A 24,263-nucleotide genomic window follows, 5' to 3' on the forward strand; every position below is an offset into this window, starting at 1 on the left:
GCCGAAAAAAACTCGACTGCACCCGATTGTCTGACAGCGTCAGGTATCAGGTTAACCGGTGTGACATTGGTTTCAACGTTTCTGTGAAGAAAAATTGCAAGAATTAATTCAAAACTTGGCAGAGACCAAACGTGGCGCCGGACTGTTCAATTGAGCGGCTGTTTTTCAAATTATTTAATGATAATAATCGTTTTTATTGCCAAATCGGGCTATCGCCTGCTGACAGCGTTCCGTCAATCCATCGAATCATCAATTGGCGGCTGAGGCGGCGCAGTTGTAACGAGATCGACATCCTGGTCATGGCCGGAAGAAACCGAAAACTCTTTTTGATAAATTTGGTCTTTGTTTTTTGCAATTGCGACATAATCACCCTCGGCCAATACAAGAGTTGCATATGCACCCACCGTTTCGCGGATAATATCGCCAGAGTCATTGGTAATTGACCAACTCGTATCGGCCAATGCCTCTCCACCCTCTTGGCGAACAAGTTTCAAAGTAACAAGTGCCGCGTGATGTTGCATTGTGGCTTCGGTTATCTTGCCGGCGTCAACTTTAATATCGGATCTGGAAATGGCGTTAGCCGTTCCGTAATTCGATACAATATGATAGCTACCCGCTTTCAACCTTATGACTTTTCCCGGTTTAATATCTGCAAGAATAAGTGATGTATCGTCATTTTCACTGTCGTCCGAATAAACCGAGAACCGTAAATATTGCGGGTTGATTTTACCTTCCGGCATGGTCGCATTAAGCTTCAAGCCTCCGGCATCCAGAACCAGAGTTTCCGACAGTTGTTGCGCCGCACTCACCGTTACGCGTCGCATAGCACTCGCATTCCCGAATGAAACATGGACAATATAGCTTCCGGGGTCGAGAGCAAAATGTGCACTTCCCCCTTGGGAAGAAGCGACAAGTGGTAATTTATTATCCACTCCATAAATAGGTTCAAAAATACGCCAAACGAGCCCGCGTGAAATGTCCATCCCCTTATCTGTCAATCTCGCATTGAGTTCGAGTTTGGCCTTTTGTTGCTCAGTCTCGCTCAAAGATTGGCTTTGAGATGGCGCGCCGGTTGCGGGTTGGGGAACATTGGTCGGCGGGTTTTCTCCTTTAGGCGCGGCCTGTGGTTTGAATTTATTCTCATGATGTTGCGGTTCAGGTGCCGTCAAATTCAATTCGTGCTGTTTTTCTTCGGCACAGGCATGAGACATGCCAAAAGCTTCTGTCAAAGCAACAAGACTTGCCAAAATGGTGATCGTAGTTTTTTGCTTTGAGCGGAGTAGAAACGTCATCTGGTTTTAACTGTCAGCAGCTTCAAGTCGTTGGTGTTATGAATTAGGTAAAAGCAATCGAGTGTCACTTTTATCCGCTTGTCCGGCTATATTGAAAAGCTGGCACCGCAACCACATGAGGACACAGCATTGGGATTATTGATTTTGAATGCTTGTCCCAAAAGGTTATCGACAAAATCGATTTCCGAACCATCCATGAGAGGTAGAGACATCGAATCTATCAATATTGTGGCACCGTCTTTTTTAATTACCAAATCATCCTCTGCGGGCGGTTCGTTGACAAGGTCATATTTATAAGAAAAGCCGGAACAACCGCCTCCCTCGACGGAAATCCGCAAAGCCGTCTTGTCAGGTTCACCGGCCAGAATACGAGCTATGCGTTTGACCGCTGATTCTGTAACTACAACACCCATTATCAACACTTCCTTGCTATAGACTGTTTTCGTAAACCTGAATATCAGATAAAAGATATTTACATCTGAATCTAGGTCTCGATTGGACAAGTTACAATGGATATAGAAGATATAGGCTTTGGTTACCACTCTCGTGCGCCTTATGCCAGTGACCCGGCAAAAAGTCGTGGACGTCTGGTTTATGAGCCGGAAAGTCCGACGAGAACACCTTTCCAACGCGATCGCGACCGTATCATCCATTCAAATGCATTTCGTCGATTGAAGCATAAAACCCAGGTATTCATCGCCGATGAAGGCGATCTCTACCGCACACGTCTAACACATACAATCGAAGTATCACAAATTGCCCGCGCCTTGGCTCGTGCATTGCGCCTTGATGAAGATTTGGCAGAAGCCATTGCACTCGTTCACGATTTTGGTCATACACCATTCGGTCACGCAGGTGAAGATGCTTTAAACAGCAGGATGCAACCGTTTGGCGGGTTCGACCATAATGCGCAGGGCTTGCGCATCGTCACCAGACTTGAACATCGTTATCCGAAGTTTAATGGCTTGAACCTTACCTGGGAGACGCTGGAAGGACTTGCCAAACATAACGGCCCACTTTCCGGACCTTACGCAAAAAATTCTGCTATCCCTGTTACTTTGGCCGAATATAACAAGATTCAAAATCTGGAACTTGATAAATTTGCCAGTCTTGAAGCCCAATGTGCGGCTATAGCTGATGATATTGCCTACAATGCCCATGATATTGACGATGGCTTGCGATCCGGACTTCTAAGCCTTACGCAACTTGAAAATGTCGAATTGTCGGGTGACATCCTGCGTCTTATCAAAGATGAATTTCCGAATCTGGACCGAACCCGCACCGGTTATGAACTTGTAAGACGCCAAATAACCGCAATGGTGGAAGACGTTATAAAACATTCTCTGGACCTCATCCATCAGCTCTCACCTCACACTATTGACGACGTCCATGGCGCAGATCACCAACTTGTCGCATTCTCTCCGCTTATGACCAAATCCGAAAAAAAACTGAAACAATTTCTTTATGATAACCTCTATCATCACGAATATGTCTGGAAACGACGCAACGAAGCCGAAAAAATTGTTTCAAGCCTGTTCGATTTTTATTACGAACATCCGAATGCAATGCCGGAAGAGTGGTTTAAAACGACAATTGATCTAAGTGACAACGGTCGCGCAAGAGTGATCTCCGACTTCCTTTCAGGAATGACCGATAATTATGCACTGCGCGAATATCGACGATTGTTTGACCGCGCAACTTATTTGTCCTAAACGAAGGTGACAACAACACGGATTTCGATGATGAATATTTTTAATGAGTTCGAGCAAAAAATTAAACAATTGCTTCAGCAGTCTGATATTAAAGCAAAAGATGGTCAGCCACTTGATTTAAGCAGGGTCAGCATCGAGGCTCCGCGTGATCCTTCACATGGTGATCTGGCGACGAATGCGGCAATGGTTCTATCGAAATCTGTCGGTTGCAATCCGCGAGCGCTGGCAGAAAGAATTGTATCTCTTCTGGAAGCGGACGATGATATTGAATCTGTTAATGTTGCGGGTCCCGGCTTTATCAACCTCCGGCTGACTGACGATTTTTGGCGTAATGTATTAAAAACCATCGTTAAATCGGGTAGCAATTTCGGCCGCACAAAGCTTGGATTGGGGAAAAAAGTCAACATTGAATACGTTTCGGCCAATCCCACCGGCCCCATGCATGTCGGACATTGTCGCGGGGCAGTTGTTGGTGATGTGCTTGCAAACCTTCTCTCTTTTACAGGACATGACGTTGTAAAGGAATATTACATCAACGACGCGGGCGGGCAGATTGATGTATTGGCGAATTCTGTTTTCCTGCGCTATCGGGAAGCACTTGGTGAAACGATAGGCAAAATTCCCGAAGGGCTTTATCCCGGCGATTATCTTGTCCCTGTCGGCGAGGCACTGAAAAAAGAATTCGGCAACAAGCTTCTGGAAATGCCGGAAGAGGAGCGATTGCCACTCATAAAAGAACGGTCGGTTGATGCAATGATGCAGATGATCCGCGATGATCTTGCGGCACTCAATATTCATCATGATGTGTTTTTCTCGGAAAAAACTTTGCATGCCGATAATGCAAAAGCGATACGCAGTACGATCAATGATCTGACATTGAAAGGATATGTCTATAAGGGAACATTGCCGCCGCCGAAGGGACAGGTTTCGGAAGATTGGGAAGATCGTGAACAGACACTGTTTCGCTCGACGGAAGTTGGTGACGATCAGGACAGACCATTAATCAAATCGGATGGCTCGTATACATATTTCGCTGCCGATGTAGCCTATTTCCGCAATAAATTTGAACGTCAGTTCAATGAAATGATTTATGTATTGGGTGCAGATCATGGTGGATATGTAAAAAGGCTACAAGCGGTTGCCAAAGCTATTTCAGGTGGAAAAGCCAAATTGACAGCGCTTCTTTGCCAATTGGTAAAGCTCTTCCGCGACGGCGAGCCGGTGGTTATGTCGAAAAGAGCCGGATCTTTTGTCACTCTCCGTGAAGTTGTCGACGAAGTCGGCAGGGATCCTGTGCGCTTTATGATGATTTATCGGAAAAGCGATGCTCCGCTTGATTTTGATTTTGCCAAAGTTACAGAACAGTCCAAAGACAATCCGGTCTTTTATGTCCAATACGCGTGTGCACGATGCCATTCCACTTTCCGGAAAGCTGAAGAACTCCTTAATCTGTCGAATTTCCAACGGGAGGAACTGGTTTCGCATCTCGAAAAATTGACAGATGCCGGAGAGATTGCTTTAATCAAGAAATTGGCGGAATATCCACGTATCGTCGAACAGGCTACATTGAATTACGAGCCGCACAGATTGGCGTTTTATCTTTACGATCTTGCCTCTTTTTTCCATGGACATTGGAACAAAGGTACAGAAAATGAGGATTTACGTTTTATCAAGCTTGACGATAGAGAATTGTCTTTAGCAAGACTCGGCCTCATTCAGGCTGTGTCTGATGTTCTGTCATCCGGCTTGGGCATTATTGGTGTTGATGCTCCGGTGGAAATGCGTTGATTCCGGTGGAAATGCGTTGATAAAGAGACTTTCCAGACGGGCTTTGTAACTATGTCTTGTGTTAAGGTTATCTAACGTATATTTATGATATTAAAGCAGAATTTCAGATTTTTAAGATGAATGAGCTTAATGTCTGGCGGAATGCAATAAATACCAGATTGCGTAACCGACTATGTGGGAAAAACTATGACCGACAATGATCGCAATGCCCCCCGTCCGGAACGACCGGCTTCAGAAGAGAAAGACCCGCTTCTCGAACTTACGCGCCTGTTCAATCTGGACTTTAATGCGAATGGTGATAGTCCGACTCGCAAACCGGTAACATCCACTGTGCAGACAGGCCCATCTCAACAACCACAGAACAGCGGTGCGGATGATGCCGATTTGTCTTTTCTTGACGCTCAACCTCCAGTTACCAGCTCACGGCCGGCAAGTGGACTGACAAATGACAGGAACACTGCCGCTCGAAATAATGATGATCTTGATTTTCTGCCACAGGCTGAAGATTCCGCGCCTGCACCTCGCCAACAGGAACCTGATCTTCCTTTTAACGAACTTTATGACATGCCATCGTTTACCCCGCAGGCTCGTGCTACCGGTGCGCCGATAGAGCCGCCTGCAGGCTTTCCCGATATTGACTTGGACACTTTACCGGATATTCCGATTGGAAACGAGCCGTCGCAGCCGGCTAATTCCGTAAATCCGGCTTTTGATAAGCAAGCCCAATATGGAAGAGTTGCGAATAGCCCGGATTTTGTTCCCGAACAAACTACATCAGGTTTCCAGAATACGAGTTTTGGACAACCACTAAATTCGCCGAACGAACTTTCTCAACCGGTACCTGTGCATAATTTTTCACAAGAACTGCCTGAGCAGAATACCAACGACCAGACAACAGTTCAACAAACGGCTCGTCGGGATCCTATTTTTGATGAAATGGGTTTTGACAAAGAACTCGAAAACCTTCTCGTTAATGACCCGCTTCCTGCATCCGGAGAGCATTTCGGCTCGCAAAATGCGGCTGAAAATCTTGCACCGTCTAATTCACATTATAACGATCCGGTCAGACAGGCTGTAAACCCGCCGGTCGAAAATCACCAATATTCGGGTAATTTGAATTCACTCTCGAATGTAGAAACCAGCGGCAATGATCCGCAGTTTCAAACACATAGAAATCAATTCGAGCAAAATAAGCCCTATTCTACTAACACTTATAGTGAGAGCCGTGCAACCAATGCTGCGCCTTTACCTTACGAACCTCCGCAGCAAAACCAAGCTGGCTCCGAAACCGATTTTTTAAATTCGGATGATCCGTTCGGATTTGATGATGTGTTTGCGAACGACGGTCACCCTTTGAGCGAAAATGTACCACCGGATAGCGGTTTACACCATGCTGAACCGGCTGCCGCTCCAGTTGCTAGACCGCAAAGCGCTGATCCCTTCGGCCTTGAGGACTTGTCGGCAGACGAAAATGCCATTGTCAATCCCCCGTTCCATGAAAACCCATCTCCTGTTGCTTCACCAGAATCAAGAGATGTTCAACCGGAAATGGTGAATGACGTAGCAGATATTCCACATTTACCGTTAGAAGCTCAGGAAACCGAACAACAGTTTATGCAAAGCGTAAATTCGGAAACCCGCTATACTCAAACCGGTGAACAGGCTACGGAAAATACGCAAGCATTAAATCCAAATCCGGATTATCCTCAACCGGCTGAAGAAAATGGTGGCGTTAACACCTCCTACGCTGCTTCCGAAGAGGCGTTTGCGCAAAATTCGGGCGAAAATGATGCCAACCAGCCACCCGACGTCAATACTTATAAATTTGCAGATGAAATAGTGGAAACAACAGAGCCGGTCGATGTGCCGGAGATTCCCTACCCTGCTGAAGAACCGGCACAATCGGCTGATGCGTTAGAGAGTGAATTTGCCGATGTATTCAGCGTAGGCAACAAACAGGAAGCCACGAATACCCCCCAGGAACAGGATGATTTTTTCGCAGAAGCTTATGCTCAATCCGGTTATGGACAGGATAAAACCCGTGAACCTGAAAACACCAGCGAAACTCTTCAGGGGCAATACCCGTTACCCCAGCCGAACGTTCCCTATGATGGAAGCGAACAAGCTTTGCTCGCAGGAAATGCGGCGTTGGAAGGATTGCAAAACCAAAACAGACCAAAATCCTTTGCACGAAAATTAACGATCGGCGGTGTTGCTTTATTTATTTTACTTGGCGGCGGCTATGCGGCAATGAAGTATTTTATGCCATCGCAAGGCGGTGGCGCTTCAACCGTCATACATGCGGATGATTCGCCTTATAAAGTACAGGCAGAACAAACCGGCACGACTAACGAAACACAAAACAATCAGGACGTTTATAATCAAGCGAACGGTCAAAATGGCTCTGAAGGCAATCAGGATAAACTGGTCGACCACTCCGAAACGCCGGAAGATTTGACTGCATTAAATGATGTACCGGACGGCGTCGATACATATGCCGACCCGTCAAACGTGGAAGATGCAATTACTGCGGCTTCAAATCAGAGCGTCCCGACCAGAGAAGTTCAATCCGTTGTAGTCAATCCTGACGGTACAATCACTCCGAGTCCGCGTTCAAATACAGCCGAAAAACAGGATAGTTCTTCCGCAACAATAAACGATAAAGAAGCAAATGCCCAAAACGGGACGGAGCAAGCCTCTTCCGATGGTACGGCTTCTTCCGAATCCGGCATGTCGGCAGCTGATTCCGAACTGACCAAGATTATCAATGAAGATGCACAGTCCAATCACGGAACGCCTGATGATAATGGTGACAATTCACAAACCGGTTCACTAACCAGTGAAAGCGTTTTAAACGGTATCAACACAGTACACAGTCCCAAGCGTCAACAACAGGCGCAACCTATCATCACCGCAGAAACGCCCCGACAATCTCCGCCAGCTCTTCCAAAAACACCCACTCGCCCGTTAGAAACGTCAGAGCCGAAAACTACTGCTCCCGTGACAGCTAGCGTTGGCTCAGGCGGCTATTACGTCCAGATTGCCTCACAACCCACTCAGGAAGCGGCTACAACGTCAATGAATAAAGCCAAGAGCTTATTCGGCTCGCTCATCGGTTCATTACCTTTAAGTATTCAACCGGCTTCCATTCCCGGTAAAGGCACTTATTATCGCGTCAGAATACAAGTAGGCCCGCGTGATGATGCAGTAAGTCTTTGTGATAAGATAAAGAGCCAAAACGGAAGCTGTTTTGTCGGAAAATAATAGCGGGTCTATTGTTACCGCAAATATTTTCCGTCGCCGGCAGACGTTTTCTAAGTTTTCGTTTTTTTCAACGGACGGTTTGGTTTTTATACTGGGCGCTCCGTAATCCGGACTGCTGTCTTTTATCGGTTACTCATAAAATTCATGGAATAAATACAGATAAATGATAGGTATTCATCACGTAAGATAATCATTTAATAATTCACAATTGTAATATATGAGAATTATTTATATTAAAATAAATAATAAATCTGATATAAAACTAAATTTCTATATTTTTCTATCAAATTGAGAACGCTATTTTAAGTAATTAAATAAAATTTCATATAAATAATTCAGTATCAATTTTACGTGTATTTTTTATGAATAAATTAATATATTTATATTGGTTCCATCCGTAATATTCTTGTATGCTATTTTCTTGATTGTAAAATTATAAAAATTAAATCTTATAAAAATTTATTCTGATTATCAGCCGAAAAATATCGTACCGAATTGACGTGGATAGCGTCCCGATTTCTGTGTAAAACATGTTCGAGCGCATAACAGACAAGCCGTCCAAGGAAGCGTCGTGACAATGGAGCAAACATGTTTGATACAATCATCAATGTGTTCATCAGTTGACGAGAACGGTCGCAGTAAATATTGCCCACGTAAACAATGTTGTAACCGCAAAAACTGCAAAAGCTTCTATCAGGATACGGTTCGTTATAAACGTTAACAGGCGCGTAATTATACTGTTGGTCTTGTTGTCTGACATTGAAAGAGGCTTTCATTCATGAGAACTAAAAGTTCAATTTAGAGATAAGAACTATAGTCCTCACGGGCTATGATGATTTCTGTATCCCTTAAACGCATGGAATATTGTTGTGTTCCCTTGCTGTTTTTAATCATTATTTAATGTGCACTTATAAAAACGTTTCACAATGTTGTTCTCGGATGTGACAACCGTTCTAAAATCGTTGACACCTGTGCCGAATAAACTCTAATGTTCAAACCTTATTGCTTTACAGAAATCACCAATTGTTAAAAGAGCAATAAGATGAACATACATTTCAAAAGGTTATTGTCATGACAGGTTCCAGTACTGTTCTTCCATTTAAAATTGAAAAAAATCCCAATCCGCTCAGTGCAGAAAAGCGTGCGGACCTATTGAAGAATCCTGGATTTGGTCGGGTGTTCACCGATCACATGGCAGTGGTGCAATGGTCAGCCGGAAAAGGCTGGCATGATGCGGTCATCACCGCTCGCAAGCCTTTCGAGATTGATCCGGCAAGTGCTGTTCTTCACTATGGGCAGGAAATTTTCGAGGGCCTCAAGGCTTATCGTGCACATGATGGCCGCATTCTTCTTTTCCGCCCTGAGGCAAACGCTGAACGTTTTCATAATTCCGCTATAAGGCTTGCAATGCCTCCTCTTGATAAGGATGTATTTCTTGCCGCCATCAACGAGCTTGTCAAGATCGACCGGAACTGGATTCCCGAAACACCTGATTCCAGTCTCTATTTACGGCCGTTCATGTTCGCAAATGAAGCATTTTTGGGCGTCCATCCGGCTAACGAGTATATTTTCAGTGTTATTGCTTCTCCGGTCGGTTCCTATTTCAAAAGCGGTTCCACAAAACCGGTCAGCGTTTGGCTTGATACCGAATTCAGCCGCGCCGGCCCTGGCGGAACGGGTGAAGCAAAATGCGGTGGCAATTACGCTTCAAGCTTGCTCGCCCAGATTAATGCCGAGAAAAACGGCTGCGATCAGGTTCTTTTTCTCGACGTGGTCGAGCGTAAATGGATCGAAGAGCTTGGCGGCATGAATGTATGCTTTGTCATGGACGACAATCGGCTCGTTACACCGAAACTTGACGGAACGATTCTTCACGGTGTTACGAGAAAGTCGATTTTGCAACTTGCAAAAGACAACGGAATGAAGGTGGAAGAACGCAGTTATTCCTTTGACGATTTGAAAAAGGATGCAAAAAGTGGCCACCTCAAGGAAGTTTTTGCATGCGGTACCGCTGCCGTGATAACGCCGATCGGAGTATTCAAATATGAAGGCGGTGAAACTGTCATTGGTAATGGAAATGGCGGCGAAATTACCCAGAATCTACGTGAACAGCTCATCCATATCCAAAAAGGTGAAGCCAAAGATCCTTACGGCTGGGTAAAGACTGTTAAAATTGATTGATTATACATTTAATTGAAAGTGCAGCCTTATCAGGCTGCACTTTTTTTGTTTCTCTTTACTAAACTTGCGGTATTTCCGTTAGCTCATATGCTTTAAGCGGCTTCGATCGTTCGACAATGTAACGTTGGGGTCATGTATTTTTCATAACTTTTATTCCCGATCATGAATGAACACGTTTCACGCGGTTCCCCCTTCTGATATTTCCCGTTAACCGTTAGCTGATCGCGAGAGATACGGAATTTAAGGTAAAACGAAGCCCGTATGTTATATCGTCTGTTGTTTACGAGCGTTAAAACTCTCCCGATAAACGTGAATAACACTTTTTCTGATGGATACTATTCGTGTTTTCTTTAAACCGCGCGGTTTTGTTTGTCTGCTGGAGTGGGTATAATAGATCTGAAAAACTTTTTAAGTGAACTCTTTTCAGGCCTCTTCTTTTTGCAAGAATAATAGAGAGAAATATAAAGCTCATTCGGAATATATTATCTGACCGGTAGAAAACGCGCTTCGTTTTTAATCATCAAACGATAGTCCACTTATAGTCTATCCCTATCGTATAACGCTCTACTTCAACCGGATTCCTGACTATCCAGAAAAAAAGCGCGTTCTATTTTGAAAACGCGCTTTAAAAATAATCATAATTTCGCAACTACCGGCAAAACCGGTTTAGAAAATCACGAAAATCAATCAAACTTCGTCATATCCTGATGGCGAGCAATGATATTGCGAATTGTCCCACTGTGTGAGCGCATAACAATTGTATCCGTCTGGATATAATTTTTTGCAAATTTCACACCTGAAAGCAGGTTACCATCTGTTACGCCGGTCGCGGCAAAAAGAACATCGCCTTTTGCCATTTCTTCCATCGCATAAACCTTGTGCGGGTCGGTAACACCCATCTTGGCCGCACGGTCAATTTTTTCCTGGGTATTCAACTGCAAGCGCCCTTGCATTTGTCCGCCAATACAACGAAGTGCCGCCGCAGCCAAAACACCCTCCGGTGCGCCGCCAATGCCCATATAAATATCGATGCCTGTCTCATCCGGATCTGTCGTGTGGATGATACCTGCAACATCACCGTCGCCAATCAAACGGATCGAGGCACCGGTTGTGCGCACGGCCTCTATAAGCTTGGCGTGGCGTGGTCTATCCATAATACAAGCGGTAATCATATTAGGCTTCACGCCTTTCGCTTTGGCGAGAGCATTGATATTGTCAACCGGACTTGCATCAAGATCGACGATCCCTTTGGGATAGCCCGGTCCAATAGCAATTTTTTCCATGTAGACATCCGGCGCATAAAGCAAATTGCCCTTTTCCGCCATTGCAATAACGGCAAGCGAATTCGGCAAGTTCTTGGCGCAGATTGTTGTACCTTCCAAGGGATCCAATGCTATATCAACAGCCGGTCCTTCCTTGGTTCCAACCTTTTCACCGATATAAAGCATGGGTGCTTCATCACGTTCGCCCTCGCCGATAACAACAGTTCCGTCGATCGGCAAACGGTTCAATTCTTTACGCATTGCGTCAACGGCGGCTTGATCGGCTGCCTTTTCGTCTCCGCATCCCCGAATGCGTGCTGCGGCAACCGCTGCACGCTCGGTTACGCGAACCAGCTCAAGTGTTAAAATACGATTGAGTCCATGTAATGTATGGTCAGCCGAGTTCGACATATGATTAATCCCACCGGATAATTGTTAAAGAAAAACCAACGTTGTTTTTCAACGTTATAGTATAGCCTTTTCGCAAAGACTCCGCTTTACCGCAAGAGGGCATACGATCAATTCATAAATTATTATTGAAACATAAGTGATAATAAACAAAATAAACGCAAAAAACGGCCTTTAATTCGGGCGTTCAATGCGGATCATCTGCGGCTTATCTATAAGATGTCCATCTTCCATGATCGACATCAACGCTTTACGTACCGACGACTCGGTCGTTTCATGAGTGACGAGGACAATGTTTTTAGTATTGGGCTGCACATTTTCGGCAAGCGGCCGCTGAACAATCGATTCCAGTGAAATCGAATTCTCGGCCATCCGTTTTGCAACACTTGCAAAAACACCGATTTTATCCGTTACCGTCAAACGTATGAAATAGCCTCCCGCGTGAGCACGCATGCGAGCACGTTTATAAGGCGCAAGTGCTTGGGCAGGTGTTCCAAAAACCGGACCGTGCTGAAAACCGGGATGGGATTTCGCTATATCTGCAATATCACCAATAACGGCTGATGCAGTTGCATTTCCACCGGCCCCCGGCCCCGACAACAGCAATTCCCCCAACAGATCGGTCTGGATGGAAACAGCATTCGTAACGCCCTGAACCTGGGCAATAACGGTTGAAGTTGGTACCATTGTCGGGTGAACACGCTGTTCGATACCGGTGTCGGTTTTCACAGCCACGCCCAACAGTTTAATACGATAACCGAGTTCATCGGCTGCATGAATATCGGCAAGCGAAATATTACTGATTCCTTCGACATAAATGTCGTCGACCGATATGACACAACCGAATGCCAGACTGGTCAACAATGCAAGCTTGTGTGCCGTGTCATACCCTTCAATGTCGAAAGTCGGATCTGCCTCTGCATAGCCCAGTATCTGCGCCTCTTTAAGACATTCCTCGAAAGAAATCCCTTCGGCAAGCATACGGGTCAGGATATAGTTACATGTTCCATTCAATATCCCGTAAACCCGCGAAACGCTATTGCCGGATAACGACTCGCGCATTGCTTTGATGACCGGAATTCCACCCGCCACGGCGGCTTCAAAATTCAGCAAAACACCCTTTTTTTCAGCAATTTTCGCAAGCGCCACACCATGGCGCGCAAGCAAAGCCTTATTGGCGGTAACGACGTGATGACCGCGTTTGAGCGCTTCTTCAACGCAAAAACGTGCGATCCCCTCTTCACCGCCAATCAATTCGACAAAAACATCAATATCTTTACTTCCAGCGAGAACCAACGGGTCATCAACCCACTCTATGTTTTGAAGATCAATCCCGCGTTCGCGTGTTCTGTCACGCGCGCTTACAGCAACAACCTCGATAGGTCTGCCGCATTGTTTGGTCAGCAAGTCCTGTTTTTCTTTCAATATCCGGACAACAGAACTTCCAACGGTTCCAAGCCCGACAATGCCGATCTTCAACGCATTTACCATTCGTCAGGCTGCCTTGTTTTTCTCGTCGGAAAAGAAGCGCTTGATGTTACGCGCAGCTTGCCGCAACCGGTGTTCGTTTTCGACAAGCGCAATACGTACATAATCATCGCCCTGTTCGCCAAATCCGATACCGGGAGAAACGGCAACGTCGGCTTTCTCGATGAGAAGTTTGGAAAAAGCCAGCGACCCAAGATGTTTATATTGCTCAGGAATTGGCGCCCATGCAAACATTGTTGCTTCCGGCGAAGGTACATCCCAACCGGCACGATGGAAACTCTCGACCATAACGTCACGACGTTTTTTATAGACAGAACGGACATAAGCAATATCCGAGCCGTCACCATTCAAAGCATAGGCAGCAGCAACCTGTATAGGCGTAAAAGCGCCATAATCGAGATATGATTTGACGCGCGTCAAGGCGGCAATCAATCTCTCATTGCCGACAGCAAAACCCATGCGCCAACCAGGCATTGAAAAGGTTTTCGACATGGATGTAAATTCCACGGCTACATCAATAGCACCCGGTACCTGCAAAACTGACGGCGGTTCTTTGTCGCCAAAATAGATTTCGGCGTAAGCAAGATCGGAAAGCAGGATAATGTCATTCTTTTTAGCAAAATCGACAACTTCCTTATAAAAATCGAGATCGGCAACATAAGCCGTCGGATTGGAAGGATAATTCAGAATAACGGCAATCGGTTTCGGAATCGAATGTTTGACAGCACGATCAAGAGCACGCAACAATTCTTCACCCGGAAATGCAGGCATGGAACGAATGACACCGCCATACATAATAAAACCGAATGAATGAATCGGATAGGTCGGGTTCGGGCATAAAACAACGTCACCTGGCGCGGTTATAGCCTGAGCCATATTGGCAAAGCCTTCCTTGGAACCCAGTGTCGCAATGACCTGCGTATTCGGGTCGAGCTTTACACCGAAACGGCGTTCATAATATTTGGCCTGCGCTTTTCTTAATCCGGGAATGCCACGTGAAGCCGAATAGCGATGTGTTCGTGGATCCTGAACAACCTCGCAAAGCTTATCAACAATGTTTTGCGGCGTCGGCAAATCGGGGTTTCCCATTCCCAAATCGATAATGTCGGCTCCCTTCGCTCGCGCCGCGGCTTTCAGGCGGTTAACCTGTTCAAATACGTAAGGCGGCAAACGACGAATTTTATGGAATTCTTCCGACATTTTCTAATCCGGTTCAAAAATTGAAGTTAATGTTGTTGATAAATCAGTGGCATATACATGACTAATCCTGTTTGCCACTTTGTTCGATTTGACGAACTGTTTCTTCGGCCTCGCGGCGGGCATCATCTTTGGCTTTTGCAAGTTTGGATGCGCTGTTTGCAGTGGGACCGGGGACTTTTTTCAGAGCGGTTGCCTCGGAATCGAGTTTTTCGGTTAGAGACTGTTTTTCAGCTTCCGAAAACTGTTTTGTGGCAGCTCTGGGTTTATTGGAAAAACGCGGATATATATCCGAGTGGGATGCCCCAGCTTGTTCCGGTGCTGTAAATTCGGCACTGCGAGCACAGCCCATAGCTGCAATCGCGACCAAAGTCAGAACAACACTTTGCATTTTGTTGAAGGGCATCTTCATCTTTCTTCTATATTCCCGTCGCTATGATAAAAGTCTTACCTATCATGAGATTATCATGAAGCCAACGTCAAGAGATGTTGAACGATATTCGTCAGGTTTTGTTGTTTTCGGTGAATTGTGTGGTTAAAGTAACATATATTTCAAAAGTGAATCGTCATGTGATGACCATTTTTAATTTTTAGCATAAAATAAACGCAAATTGGTCGCCAAATAATTCACTTGTGTCTATCCACGCGTTAGGCTGGGAACATAAGCCTTAAGGCCCCCACAAGAGGTTGTTGATTGTTAGCTAGTAACGACATTTTTCCGAAAACGAACAAACAACCCTTTGTCTTATGCCAACATTTATTGCGTTCAGGCCTCGTGATCTCGTTGGTGTTGGCGTTGACTTCCTGCACGGCAAATAATAACGGGCTCGGCGTATTTGATAAATCGTCAAAAACTCCCCAAACGCAAACGCCTGACAATAATTCGATCGAGGCAAATTCGGCTGAAAATACTCAAGACTCTATCAATTCGACAGAACACAATGTCAATCCGGATGCTAACGGCCACGGCAAGGATCAACCTAAAAATGTGCCTGTTCCAACCCCTTTGCCACTGTCGGGACAAAAATTGAACGAAAAGCAGCAAACGGCGATGACACAGTCACCACTGCCCGATCAGTCGGCTGCAAAGATTGGCAATCAGGTTCCGGCAGAAGTAACAGCGGCAGCACCTGCTACCGCTGAAGAACAAAAGCCGAAAAAAACGGCATTTTTTTCTTTTGGACGGTCGAAAGAAAAAACAGAACAGACACAAGATCCACCTGATTCCGGTCAAAGTCCGTCCTCCGGAACGTTACCGACTGCCAACAATTCGGCGTCCAACCCGTCCGTTGGCACGCCTGCAACCAATACTATAACGCCCACGGAAAAGGCGAATGCCGGTGCGACCGGCAGTGATTCTTCACAATCGACGGCTCAATCGCCCGAAAACCGGAACCTGCCGCCTGAACATGATGCAACAAGTCAAAAAAAAGGCAGTTTGATGCGTCTTTTCGGACGCTCCGATAATAATAAAGAAAACAAGCCCGTCGATAGCGAGACGAAAACCGCCCTTGTGCCACTGCCGAAAAAAGATCCTCACGAATATAACGATGTGTTACCGGGGGTACGTCCCAATGGCGGAATTGTTATCAAACATCGCACAAGTCTTTATGACGATACCGATATTGATGCGAATGAAATTGATTCGCCGTCGCTTTATACACTTGCCTCGGTGAGCATGTACGGCCGTTCGCTGCCAAACGGACTTAAAGTCGCGCGTAAAGATGTCGAAGTTTCCTGTTTAAGGCCCCAACTGGTTGCGATTTTAAAAACCATTGAACGTCGCTTCAATAAGCCGGTTATTATAACGTCGGGTTATCGTAGCCCCTCCTATAACCAGAAAGTCAACGGTGCAAAGCGTTCCATGCATATGTCTTGTGCCGCAGCAGACATACAAGTGCCGGACACAAACAAGTGGGAAGTCGCAAAATTTGTTCGTGCTTTGCCCAATAGAGGCGGAGTGGGAACATATTGTCACCAGTCAATTCACGTCGATGTTGGTCCAAAACGCGATTGGAATTGGACTTGTTCAGCAAAAAATTAAAAAAAATTGCAAACAGGGCTTGCGATTAAATAATATCCTCTCTATAAGCCGTTTCACTGCCAAGCGCCCATCGTCTAGTGGTTAGGACGCCGCCCTTTCACGGCGGAAACAGGGGTTCAAATCCCCTTGGGCGTACCAACAGTTTTCCTCCCTTTCAGTGACAATAGAAAATAGCCGTGCAGCGGATTGTTCGGTCTGTTCCCTGCCCGATAAACAGCTTGAATATCGGCTATTATCCTGTGTTCTACGAGTATTAGCGGTACTTTCGCGTTCAAAAGAAATCCGCACTCACCAAAAGGGGAATTGCCCCTTATCCACTTGTAGCGCTCTGGACGCATATTTCAGATATTGAAGATAATTTTCCCGATGCAATCGAGACATTGCATTGCCTGCCCATTCTTGTTCTAACGAATATAAAAGAATGCAGGACTCTTATTGATTTGAATTACCGGATGTTGATTCCCGTTGCCCGACTGATTCGTAAAAATCGCAATTCACTTCCGACGAGTTTCTATCGTCTCTTAATTTTTGCGCTCAACGCATGTGAAAAACAAACTCGCACTCATGGATAATTTAACACGCTTTTCAGATAAGTTATCACTTTCGTGAAAAACGATTTTGAAAAGAAAAATTACTTAAAAAAAGATGCGGAGCAATGAAGAAGAAGAACAGCCGTAATATCCGCTTTCTTCCGCACTCAAGCCGTAAAACCGGAAAAGAACGGGAATAGAAAACTAAATGATTCTATTTTGAAACTTTGCAGACAAAGTCGACAAGAAGCGACTCGAAATGAATGATTTATGTTATTGTGAACTGTAATGTCGAACTCAAGAATATGGATTTCGTCCCGATCGACAACATCGTAAAGGTCCTTGAAAATCGGAAAAAATTTGTTTTCAAGGTGAAATGGCGATCCCGACAGGATTCGAACCTGTGACCCACGGCTTAGAAGGCCGTTGCTCTATCCAGCTGAGCTACGGGACCGAAATTGTTCAGAACGATAGTTTGATTAGTGTGTCCAAGGAACCTGACGATCAGTCCGGAAGTTATCCGAATAGGAAACCTTTTTACGTGTCATCGCGTGCGGTTCCTCAAGTTGGTAGGCTATTCCGTTCTTTGTCGCGTAGACAATAGCTTCCTCTTGTGTCTCGAACGTCAATTTGATTTGGCTACGCATATCGGCAGAAGATGTATATCCCATCAACGGATCTATCATCTTGGCTTCATTAGGTTCAAACTCAAGAACCCAAAAACCGGTATTGCGTTTTCCAGATTGCATCGCCGTTTTAGCCGGGCTGAAAATTCGAGCTACCATGATTTATTCCCTTCGGATCATGCCGTGGTCATATTATAAACTTTTACGACCACTTTGTCGCATCATCTTTTTGTCAAATCAAGTCATGGTCGGAGCGATAGGATTCGAACCTACGACCCCCTGATCCCAAATCAGGTGCGCTACCAAGCTGCGCTACGCTCCGACATTAATTAAGTTCGACGCACATTCCCTAAATTTTTCCGCTGTGAAGTGCAAGCGCAAATCTCGCTTTTTTCCGATTATTCCGTAATTTTTTTGGGGCGATAACTTTTCTAAAATAATTTGATGTCAAAATCGCCTTAGAGAAAGGATTTGCTATGGCGGTACATCGGACAAGAGCAAAAAAAATCCGGCAAACTTCAAACCGAAAAAAATATTCCTCCACATTAAGTTATTTTCTGCTTGGCGGCTTAACTCTTTTGGGTGGTGCCGGTTGGTACCATAATACATACGAGACAAACGCCAACCAGAAACAATCCGGAACCCTTGCGAATTTCTCTGCCGCACCTCTTCGCAAAACCGAACTTTCATCAATCAAGCTTCCGGAAATTGCTGTAAAGCCCGTTTCAAAAGTACCGGATCCGGTCACATTCCAGCCGGTCGCACCCAAGGCTCCGATCGAAAAACCTGACCTCACTTCACCTTCTATCCCCTATCGGCCGGATACAAACTTACCGCCCCAAGCGAGATTTGCCGTTAACAATGCCGCCAATGTTATTTTTGCAAGAGTGCCGACTGCGATCTATACAAAGGCTGATTCGCATTCGAAAATTGTTGCTAACGTCAAAGCAGGGCAGGAAATGCGTTCCTATGAACGTCAGGGCAATTGGCACCGCGTGGTTGTTCCCTCCACCAATATCATCGGCTGGGCAAAAGGAACAAGTTTAAGCACCAGAGCACCGGATATTTCCAGTTTGATTGATGGTGCTTTAACCGGTTCGATAACCCCGTGACCGGTTTTCCCTCGTTTAATCCTGTTCCGATACGCTATTCATAACGTCAGAAACGAGTGCTTTGGTAATTTTGCTTTTTCTTTGCAATGCGAGCCTGTCGATTGCATCGACAGTTTTCCCTAACGCAAAAAGCGATCGTTCCGAACGACTTACCAGATATTCTACCACCGAAGGATCTACCGTTATCTGCCGGTCGGAAAAAAGCTTGGAAGCAACAGAAACAAGCAATTCGTCGTCCGGCTGCCCGATGACTGCCAGTGTAACCGACCTTAAACGGCTTGTGAGATCATCAAGTTTTACCTTCCAGCTTAAAGGAGCCGATGTTGATGTGATTAACAATGTCGCCACCCGATTGACCAAACGGGCTTGTTTGACCGAATTGATAAGATGGAAAAAAGTCACTTCGTCGAGTTCGACACTATCAATATCTTCTATCAGAACCGGATTACCCTTATCAATCTCGACGATAGCCTCGCCAAGCCGATCCGGAGAAACCTGACGCGCATTGCTGATATTTTTCCAAACACTGGAAAAATGTGTTTTTCCCGAACCGTTCGGGCCGACAAGAACTGCGATTGGCATAGGCCAATCCGGCCAGTGTTCAATGAGCTCGTATGCAGCAATATTGCTTTTTGTGACAACCAGATCATCTGAATAGAAATCTGTTGGATGCGAAAGTGAGAGCGGTAATTGCTCTAACCTTTTATTCATTCCTTTCCTCCGACTTGATCGGCTGCGGAATTGCTGCTCGGTGAATAGAGTGGTGATTCAAGATAGGTATGAAGTGCAAACCTTACAAGAACCCCGACAGCCGCAGCAGCAGGAACAGCGATCAACATACCGGTAAAGCCGAAAAGCGAACCAAAAGCAAAGAGCGCAAACATAAGCCAGACAGGATGAAGCCCTACCGATTGACCAACCAATTTCGGTTGCAAAACATATCCTTCAAGAAACTGTCCGACAAAAAACACTCCCATGACAACTATAATTCTTTCCCAATGTTCGGGATAGAATTGTACCCACGCAACACCAACCGAAAGAACAAATCCGGTCATAGAACCGACATAGGGAATAAAGCTGATTAAGCCTACGAACAATCCGATCAGGAGACCGAAATTCAAACCTGATATGGTGAGACCTGCTGCATAATAAACGCCAAGCGCGAGACAGACCGATGTTTGCCCACGAATAAACCCTGCAACAGCCCGATCCATTTCATGAAAAATGCCCCTTACCGTCTCCAGATGGTCGCGCGGAATCCATGAATCGATTGTATTGACCATTCGCTCCCAATCAAGGAGCATATAAAATGCAACGACCGGTGCAACAACAAACAGGCTCACAAGATTAACCAGTGATTTTCCCGAATCAAGAACAGAATTGAGCACCGATTTTATAAGATCCGAACTTTGCCCCAGCAGGCCTTGAATATTTGCCTGTATTTCCGATGCATCGCTGCCGATATATCGCTTTATCCATTCAAAACTATGATTGGCGAAAAATGCTTGAATACGATTTACGTAAACCGGCAATCCGTCGCGGATAAATTGCTGTAACTGTGAAGTAATAACCGGAATAAGAATTGTAAGTGCTATAACCAGTATAAGCACGATTGCAATTGTAATAAGAACCGTTCCCCACATTCTCGAAATTCCGATTCTTTCGAGTATTTCAACAATCGGATTAAGAAAATAGGCAAGCACAATTCCAGCGACAAATGGCAAAAGAATGGAACTGAAGACGAACATGAAAATAATGAAAAAAAGCAATGTCAAGAGCCAGAATATGGCTTGCTTTTTTACGTTACCACGGAATGCAACATTGGCATAAGCCGGAATATAGACCGTCTTTTTAGGCCTTCCCAGTCTCAAACCTTTTTTGCCCTCTGACATTGCCTGTTGTTTGGAGGCGGTATCAAAATCCGTATTGCTCATAAACGTCCACTGAATTTGTTGTTTTTAAAGGATATGCAGCTTCCTGTCGCATCGTCAAGAAACAATCGTTTATATCTTTTTTTTAAGCTTGATAAAACTTGCGGGTGACGCTTGAACGTGGCATTGCTCTGACGTGTTCAAGAGCATAGTTAAGGATAAATCCGATGAGCGACACACATCCTGTTCAAAACAATCTGACTTATGCTGATGCCGGTGTCGATATTGATGCCGGAAATCTTATGGTCGAGAAGATAAAACCTGTCGTACGGACGACCCGACGTTCCGGCTCCGATACGGAACTTGGCGGTTTTGGCGGATTGTTCGATTTGAAAGCTGCGGGCTTTAAAGACCCTGTTCTTGTTGCCGCCAATGACGGCGTTGGAACAAAGCTGAAAATTGCCATTGATACTGGCATTCATGACACCGTCGGAATTGATCTTGTCGCTATGTGTGTCAACGATCTTGTCGTTCAAGGTGCAGAGCCGCTTTTCTTTCTTGACTATTTTGCAACCGGCAAGCTTGATCCTGATGAGGGAGCAGCCATTGTTTCCGGAATTGCCGAAGGATGCAGACAGGCGGGTGCAGCGCTTATCGGCGGTGAAACAGCCGAAATGCCGGGTATGTATAAAAAAGGCGACTATGATCTCGCCGGTTTTGCTGTTGGCGCGGCTGAACGTGGTACACTTTTGCCATCCAAAGAATTGGAAAACGGTGATATTGTATTGGGGTTGTCTTCCACCGGTCTACATTCGAACGGCTTTTCCCTTGTGCGTAGAATTGTAGAAAAAAGTGGTCTTGATTTTAACGCCCCTGCTCCGTTCGACAAAACTCTTTCACTCGGCAAGGCTTTACTGACACCTACAAGGATTTATGTCCGGTCTCTCCTTCACGTTTTAAAAAGCCATCGCGGCATAAAAGCACTTGCCCACATTACCGGCGGCGGTTTTCCTGAAAATATTCCAAGAGTTTTACCGAAAAATCTGGCCGTCGAGCTTGATCTTTCTGCTATCGAAGTCCCTCCGGTTTTTGCCTGGCTCGCAAAACAGGGAAATATTGCAGAACATGAAATGTTACGCACATATAATTGCGGCATCGGTATGATTGTCATAGTCGAAGCAAAAGATGCTGCCGATATTACTTCACTCCTTGAGCAACAGGGTGAAAAAGTTATCGCGCTTGGAACAGTTATTCCCCGGCAAGATAAGGGCGTTGTCTATAAAGGACACCTCGGATTATGAAAAAAAAGTTGTAATTCTCATTTCCGGAAGCGGATCCAACATGGTGGCGCTTGTAGAAGCAACCAGAAAGGAGAACTATCCGGCCGAAATTGTAGCCGTATTGAGTGATAACAAAAATGCGAAAGGCATTGAAAAAGCTCAAGCTTTCAATATTCCGACTCATGTTGTCGAACGTAAAGACTTCGCCGACAAGGAAGCTTTTGAAATCGCACTGCTTAATCGAATTGACGAATACCGGCCGGATATTCTGTGCCTTGCAGGTTTCATGCGCTTGATCTCGAAACGTATTATTTCTCCTTATGAGGGAAAAATATTGAACATTCATCCGGCTCTCCTACCTCTTTTTAGAGGATTACATACCCACCAACGTGCCATTGATGCAGGCGTAAAAATAAGCGGTTGCACTGTACATCTCGTCACTGAAGGGATGGATGAAGGGGAAATATTAGGTCAGGCAGCAGTACCGGTCTTGAAAAATGACACAGCCGACAGTCTGGCTGCACGGGTACTCAAAGTCGAACACCAGCTTTATCCGGCAACTTTGCGCGCATTTATCGAACATCGGCACGATGGCGTAAATGACGAACAGCAGATCATTTCGTTCTGACTTCATTTGAAGATTGTCTGCTCGTTGTAAAGCTTTTCTACTTTGTAGGAATGTTCCGAACAATGATTTGAAGAGACAGCGATTACCCCTGCCTTTAAAAGCCATGACAAGCGGTGGAAAATACCGAATTAACAAATCCTGAGTATTGCCTGTTGCGCGTATTGTCTTTTAGTGACCGAATAATTCTTTACCCTTATCGCGATGGTCTTGCTGCGATTTTTATACCTCGAATAATAACGTCGCAGAATTTTTAAATTCTCCGGATCGGCCGTCCTGCGAAGAACAAGTTACCGTCTTTACAACTTGTCAACCAATTAACCACATAATGGCTAGTGAAGTTTTCACAGGATCGTGCTGTTGTGTTAAAAACGAAAACTATATTATTCATCGGTTGCAGTTTGTTTGTTGGCGGTTGCATGTCGGACTCGCTCCAATCTCTGCAATTATCATCATCACGTCCGTCAAGTGAAACAACATCCAGTATCCGGCCTTCCAGCCCCTTAAAAACCGCCAATAATGGTGATTATGAAGCGTGGCGGGCGGCTTATAGCGCCTATAATCAAAAAGCTTCTGCATATTGGGACGAGATTAGCGCCAAGCGCAAGTTGCGGAATCAAAAACGCGCACGCGGACAAACTGTGGAACTTACCGATTATGTACTTACCCAGCCGCCGCTCTACACCGGACCTTCAAAACCACAGACAGGCGGTTCTTCCGCCCCATCCCGAACAATACCGGGAGTTAACGATTTTATTGCAGCATCGAAACGCGTTTATGGCTTCCAACCGGAACCTCCCGCAAGCGAGGAAGAATTTATGCGCACTTATGTCGATGCAGCGCGTGAAATCGGCCTTAACCGTGACCAGCTTGTGTCTATCTATGCATTTGAAACCGGTGGGGATGGCAGCCACGATCTTCAATCGGGTATGATTAAGGGCAAAGCAAACGCCCGACCGGCATCGACCGCTATCGGCTATAACCAACTTGTTGCAACCGCAAGTGTGAGCCTGATGTGGGAATATGGCAACGACATTGTCAAGGAATTGCGACAAAAAGCGCAAATGGCATCGGGGGCACAAAGAATGAGATTACTCGAAAAAGCCAATGTCGTCGAACGGATGACAGCAAGGGCAAGGACAGTGCCTCACAATTGGACGGCACAGAGCGAACTTGCAAAAACCGATGCCGGCCTTGGAATGCATGCAATGACGATGGATAAAGATGTAGGTCCGCTGTTGCAAATCCATAAATTGAAGACCTCTTTAACATTTTTACGTCGAAAGGGTGTGACCCGTCCACTTTCCGGTGCAGAACTCGAAATGCTGAACCTGACCGGAGACGGCAATGGTTACGATATGGTGACAATGCCGGCACAATACCGGAACAAAGTCCCCACAGCGAATTTCTTCCTGCGCTCCGGTTACGAACGCAACCCTGTTGCAATTCGCAATAATACCGTTGCCGCTCTCATTGATGCGACGGAAAATAAAATGCAAACCAACATGCAAAAAGACGGTTCCCGAATGCTTGCCCGCATTTACCAATCAACCGCTGTTGCAAGCAATTGAAAGACGCTCCGA

18 protein-coding genes and 3 tRNA genes are annotated in these 24,263 nt (G+C 45.5%); 10 read left to right on the forward strand and 11 right to left on the reverse strand.

The genetic code is table 11. The features are described 5' to 3' along the window. Positions 1–233: 233 nt before the first annotated feature. Complete coding sequence (locus BBC0122_RS06285; protein WP_077992260.1) at positions 234–1,292, reverse strand: hypothetical protein; 1,059 nt, start codon at positions 1,290–1,292, stop codon at positions 234–236. Positions 1,293–1,378: 86 nt separating this feature from the next. Next, positions 1,379–1,705: a HesB/IscA family protein gene (locus BBC0122_RS06290; RefSeq protein ID WP_077992261.1), complete on the reverse strand. Its 327-nt coding sequence runs from the start codon at positions 1,703–1,705 to the stop codon at positions 1,379–1,381. A 96-nt stretch (positions 1,706–1,801) separates the two neighbouring features. On the opposite strand from BBC0122_RS06290, the gene BBC0122_RS06295 reads away from it, so the two are divergent. From BBC0122_RS06295 to BBC0122_RS06310, 4 genes are all read left to right on the forward strand, one after another. Continuing rightward, positions 1,802–3,004, forward strand: a complete 1,203-nt coding sequence (locus BBC0122_RS06295) for a deoxyguanosinetriphosphate triphosphohydrolase (RefSeq protein ID WP_077992263.1) — start codon at positions 1,802–1,804, stop codon at positions 3,002–3,004. Between the two features lie 30 nt (positions 3,005–3,034). After that, the gene (argS, locus tag BBC0122_RS06300; RefSeq protein ID WP_077992265.1) at positions 3,035–4,792 is read left to right on the forward strand and encodes an arginine--tRNA ligase; all 1,758 of its coding nucleotides are present in this window, start codon (positions 3,035–3,037) and stop codon (positions 4,790–4,792) included. A gap of 186 nt (positions 4,793–4,978) precedes the next feature. After that, a complete protein-coding gene (locus BBC0122_RS06305) occupies positions 4,979–8,056 on the forward strand; it encodes an SPOR domain-containing protein (protein ID WP_077992266.1) in 3,078 nt (1,025 codons plus the stop codon). A gap of 1,071 nt (positions 8,057–9,127) precedes the next feature. Beyond that, on the forward strand, positions 9,128–10,237 hold the full coding sequence (locus BBC0122_RS06310; protein WP_077992268.1) for a branched-chain amino acid aminotransferase: 1,110 nt from the start codon (positions 9,128–9,130) through the stop codon (positions 10,235–10,237). Positions 10,238–10,920: 683 nt separating this feature from the next. Here the strand turns inward: BBC0122_RS06310 and glpX are convergent. The 4 genes from glpX to BBC0122_RS06330 all read right to left on the reverse strand — a co-directional run bounded on the left by glpX (position 10,921) and on the right by BBC0122_RS06330 (position 14,998). Next, complete coding sequence (gene glpX, locus BBC0122_RS06315; RefSeq protein WP_077992269.1) at positions 10,921–11,910, reverse strand: class II fructose-bisphosphatase; 990 nt, start codon at positions 11,908–11,910, stop codon at positions 10,921–10,923. 171 nt (positions 11,911–12,081) lie between these two features. Continuing rightward, on the reverse strand, positions 12,082–13,398 hold the full coding sequence (locus BBC0122_RS06320) for a homoserine dehydrogenase (protein WP_077992271.1): 1,317 nt from the start codon (positions 13,396–13,398) through the stop codon (positions 12,082–12,084). 3 nt (positions 13,399–13,401) lie between these two features. Continuing rightward, positions 13,402–14,595: an LL-diaminopimelate aminotransferase gene (locus BBC0122_RS06325; RefSeq protein WP_077992272.1), complete on the reverse strand. Its 1,194-nt coding sequence runs from the start codon at positions 14,593–14,595 to the stop codon at positions 13,402–13,404. A gap of 61 nt (positions 14,596–14,656) precedes the next feature. Continuing rightward, entirely contained in the window at positions 14,657–14,998 is a 342-nt protein-coding gene (locus BBC0122_RS06330; RefSeq protein ID WP_225868162.1) for a hypothetical protein, read from the reverse strand. Between the two features lie 390 nt (positions 14,999–15,388). Here BBC0122_RS06330 and BBC0122_RS06335 point away from each other — a divergent pair, with 390 nt between their 5' ends. Then, positions 15,389–16,636: a YcbK family protein gene (locus tag BBC0122_RS06335; protein WP_225868163.1), complete on the forward strand. Its 1,248-nt coding sequence runs from the start codon at positions 15,389–15,391 to the stop codon at positions 16,634–16,636. 63 nt (positions 16,637–16,699) lie between these two features. Further along, positions 16,700–16,774 (forward strand) — tRNA-Glu (locus BBC0122_RS06340). A gap of 769 nt (positions 16,775–17,543) precedes the next feature. Here BBC0122_RS06340 and BBC0122_RS06350 read toward each other — a convergent pair. The 3 genes from BBC0122_RS06350 to BBC0122_RS06360 form a co-directional block, all read right to left on the reverse strand. Beyond that, a tRNA-Arg gene (locus BBC0122_RS06350) sits at positions 17,544–17,620 on the reverse strand. A 25-nt stretch (positions 17,621–17,645) separates the two neighbouring features. Continuing rightward, positions 17,646–17,951, reverse strand: coding sequence for an ETC complex I subunit (locus tag BBC0122_RS06355; protein ID WP_077992277.1), 306 nt, complete (start codon positions 17,949–17,951; stop codon positions 17,646–17,648). An 86-nt stretch (positions 17,952–18,037) separates the two neighbouring features. Beyond that, a tRNA-Pro gene (locus BBC0122_RS06360) sits at positions 18,038–18,114 on the reverse strand. Between the two features lie 154 nt (positions 18,115–18,268). Between BBC0122_RS06360 and BBC0122_RS06365 the strand changes: the two genes are divergently transcribed. After that, positions 18,269–18,904, forward strand: a complete 636-nt coding sequence (locus tag BBC0122_RS06365; protein ID WP_077992278.1) for a hypothetical protein — start codon at positions 18,269–18,271, stop codon at positions 18,902–18,904. 15 nt (positions 18,905–18,919) lie between these two features. On the opposite strand, the gene hdaA is transcribed toward BBC0122_RS06365, so the two are convergent. Together hdaA and BBC0122_RS06375 are read right to left on the reverse strand one after the other, a co-directional pair. Then, entirely contained in the window at positions 18,920–19,615 is a 696-nt protein-coding gene (gene hdaA, locus BBC0122_RS06370) for a DnaA regulatory inactivator HdaA (protein ID WP_077992280.1), read from the reverse strand. Continuing rightward, a complete protein-coding gene (locus tag BBC0122_RS06375; RefSeq protein ID WP_225868184.1) occupies positions 19,612–20,796 on the reverse strand; it encodes an AI-2E family transporter in 1,185 nt (394 codons plus the stop codon). The genes hdaA and BBC0122_RS06375 overlap by 4 nt, the downstream gene beginning before the upstream one ends. Positions 20,797–21,002: 206 nt before the next feature. Here BBC0122_RS06375 and purM point away from each other — a divergent pair, with 206 nt between their 5' ends. The 3 genes from purM to BBC0122_RS06390 all read left to right on the forward strand — a co-directional run bounded on the left by purM (position 21,003) and on the right by BBC0122_RS06390 (position 24,251). Continuing rightward, a complete protein-coding gene (gene purM, locus BBC0122_RS06380; RefSeq protein WP_077992287.1) occupies positions 21,003–22,076 on the forward strand; it encodes a phosphoribosylformylglycinamidine cyclo-ligase in 1,074 nt (357 codons plus the stop codon). A 13-nt stretch (positions 22,077–22,089) separates the two neighbouring features. Next, complete coding sequence (purN, locus tag BBC0122_RS06385) at positions 22,090–22,683, forward strand: phosphoribosylglycinamide formyltransferase (protein WP_257788086.1); 594 nt, start codon at positions 22,090–22,092, stop codon at positions 22,681–22,683. 416 nt (positions 22,684–23,099) lie between these two features. Beyond that, positions 23,100–24,251, forward strand: a complete 1,152-nt coding sequence (locus BBC0122_RS06390) for a hypothetical protein (protein WP_225868165.1) — start codon at positions 23,100–23,102, stop codon at positions 24,249–24,251. Positions 24,252–24,263 lie beyond the last annotated feature (12 nt).

Source organism: Ditibartonella choladocola, assembly GCF_002007565.1.
GTDB lineage: Bacteria > Pseudomonadota > Alphaproteobacteria > Rhizobiales > Rhizobiaceae > Bartonella > Bartonella choladocola.

Bases quoted from the DNA above. Each gene is read 5' to 3' on its own strand.
- BBC0122_RS06285 (WP_077992260.1), bottom strand. From the start codon at position 1,292: ATGACGTTTCTACTCCGCTCAAAGCAAAAAACTACGATCACCATTTTG.
- BBC0122_RS06290 (WP_077992261.1), bottom strand. From the start codon at position 1,705: ATGGGTGTTGTAGTTACAGAATCAGCGGTCAAACGCATAGCTCGTATT.
- BBC0122_RS06295 (WP_077992263.1), top strand. From the start codon at position 1,802: ATGGATATAGAAGATATAGGCTTTGGTTACCACTCTCGTGCGCCTTAT.
- argS (WP_077992265.1), top strand. From the start codon at position 3,035: ATGAATATTTTTAATGAGTTCGAGCAAAAAATTAAACAATTGCTTCAG.
- BBC0122_RS06305 (WP_077992266.1), top strand. From the start codon at position 4,979: ATGACCGACAATGATCGCAATGCCCCCCGTCCGGAACGACCGGCTTCA.
- BBC0122_RS06310 (WP_077992268.1), top strand. From the start codon at position 9,128: ATGACAGGTTCCAGTACTGTTCTTCCATTTAAAATTGAAAAAAATCCC.
- glpX (WP_077992269.1), bottom strand. From the start codon at position 11,910: ATGTCGAACTCGGCTGACCATACATTACATGGACTCAATCGTATTTTA.
- BBC0122_RS06320 (WP_077992271.1), bottom strand. From the start codon at position 13,398: ATGGTAAATGCGTTGAAGATCGGCATTGTCGGGCTTGGAACCGTTGGA.
- BBC0122_RS06325 (WP_077992272.1), bottom strand. From the start codon at position 14,595: ATGTCGGAAGAATTCCATAAAATTCGTCGTTTGCCGCCTTACGTATTT.
- BBC0122_RS06330 (WP_225868162.1), bottom strand. From the start codon at position 14,998: ATGCCCTTCAACAAAATGCAAAGTGTTGTTCTGACTTTGGTCGCGATT.
- BBC0122_RS06355 (WP_077992277.1), bottom strand. From the start codon at position 17,951: ATGGTAGCTCGAATTTTCAGCCCGGCTAAAACGGCGATGCAATCTGGA.
- BBC0122_RS06365 (WP_077992278.1), top strand. From the start codon at position 18,269: ATGGCGGTACATCGGACAAGAGCAAAAAAAATCCGGCAAACTTCAAAC.
- hdaA (WP_077992280.1), bottom strand. From the start codon at position 19,615: ATGAATAAAAGGTTAGAGCAATTACCGCTCTCACTTTCGCATCCAACA.
- BBC0122_RS06375 (WP_225868184.1), bottom strand. From the start codon at position 20,796: ATGTCAGAGGGCAAAAAAGGTTTGAGACTGGGAAGGCCTAAAAAGACG.
- purM (WP_077992287.1), top strand. From the start codon at position 21,003: ATGAGCGACACACATCCTGTTCAAAACAATCTGACTTATGCTGATGCC.
- BBC0122_RS06390 (WP_225868165.1), top strand. From the start codon at position 23,100: ATGTCGGACTCGCTCCAATCTCTGCAATTATCATCATCACGTCCGTCA.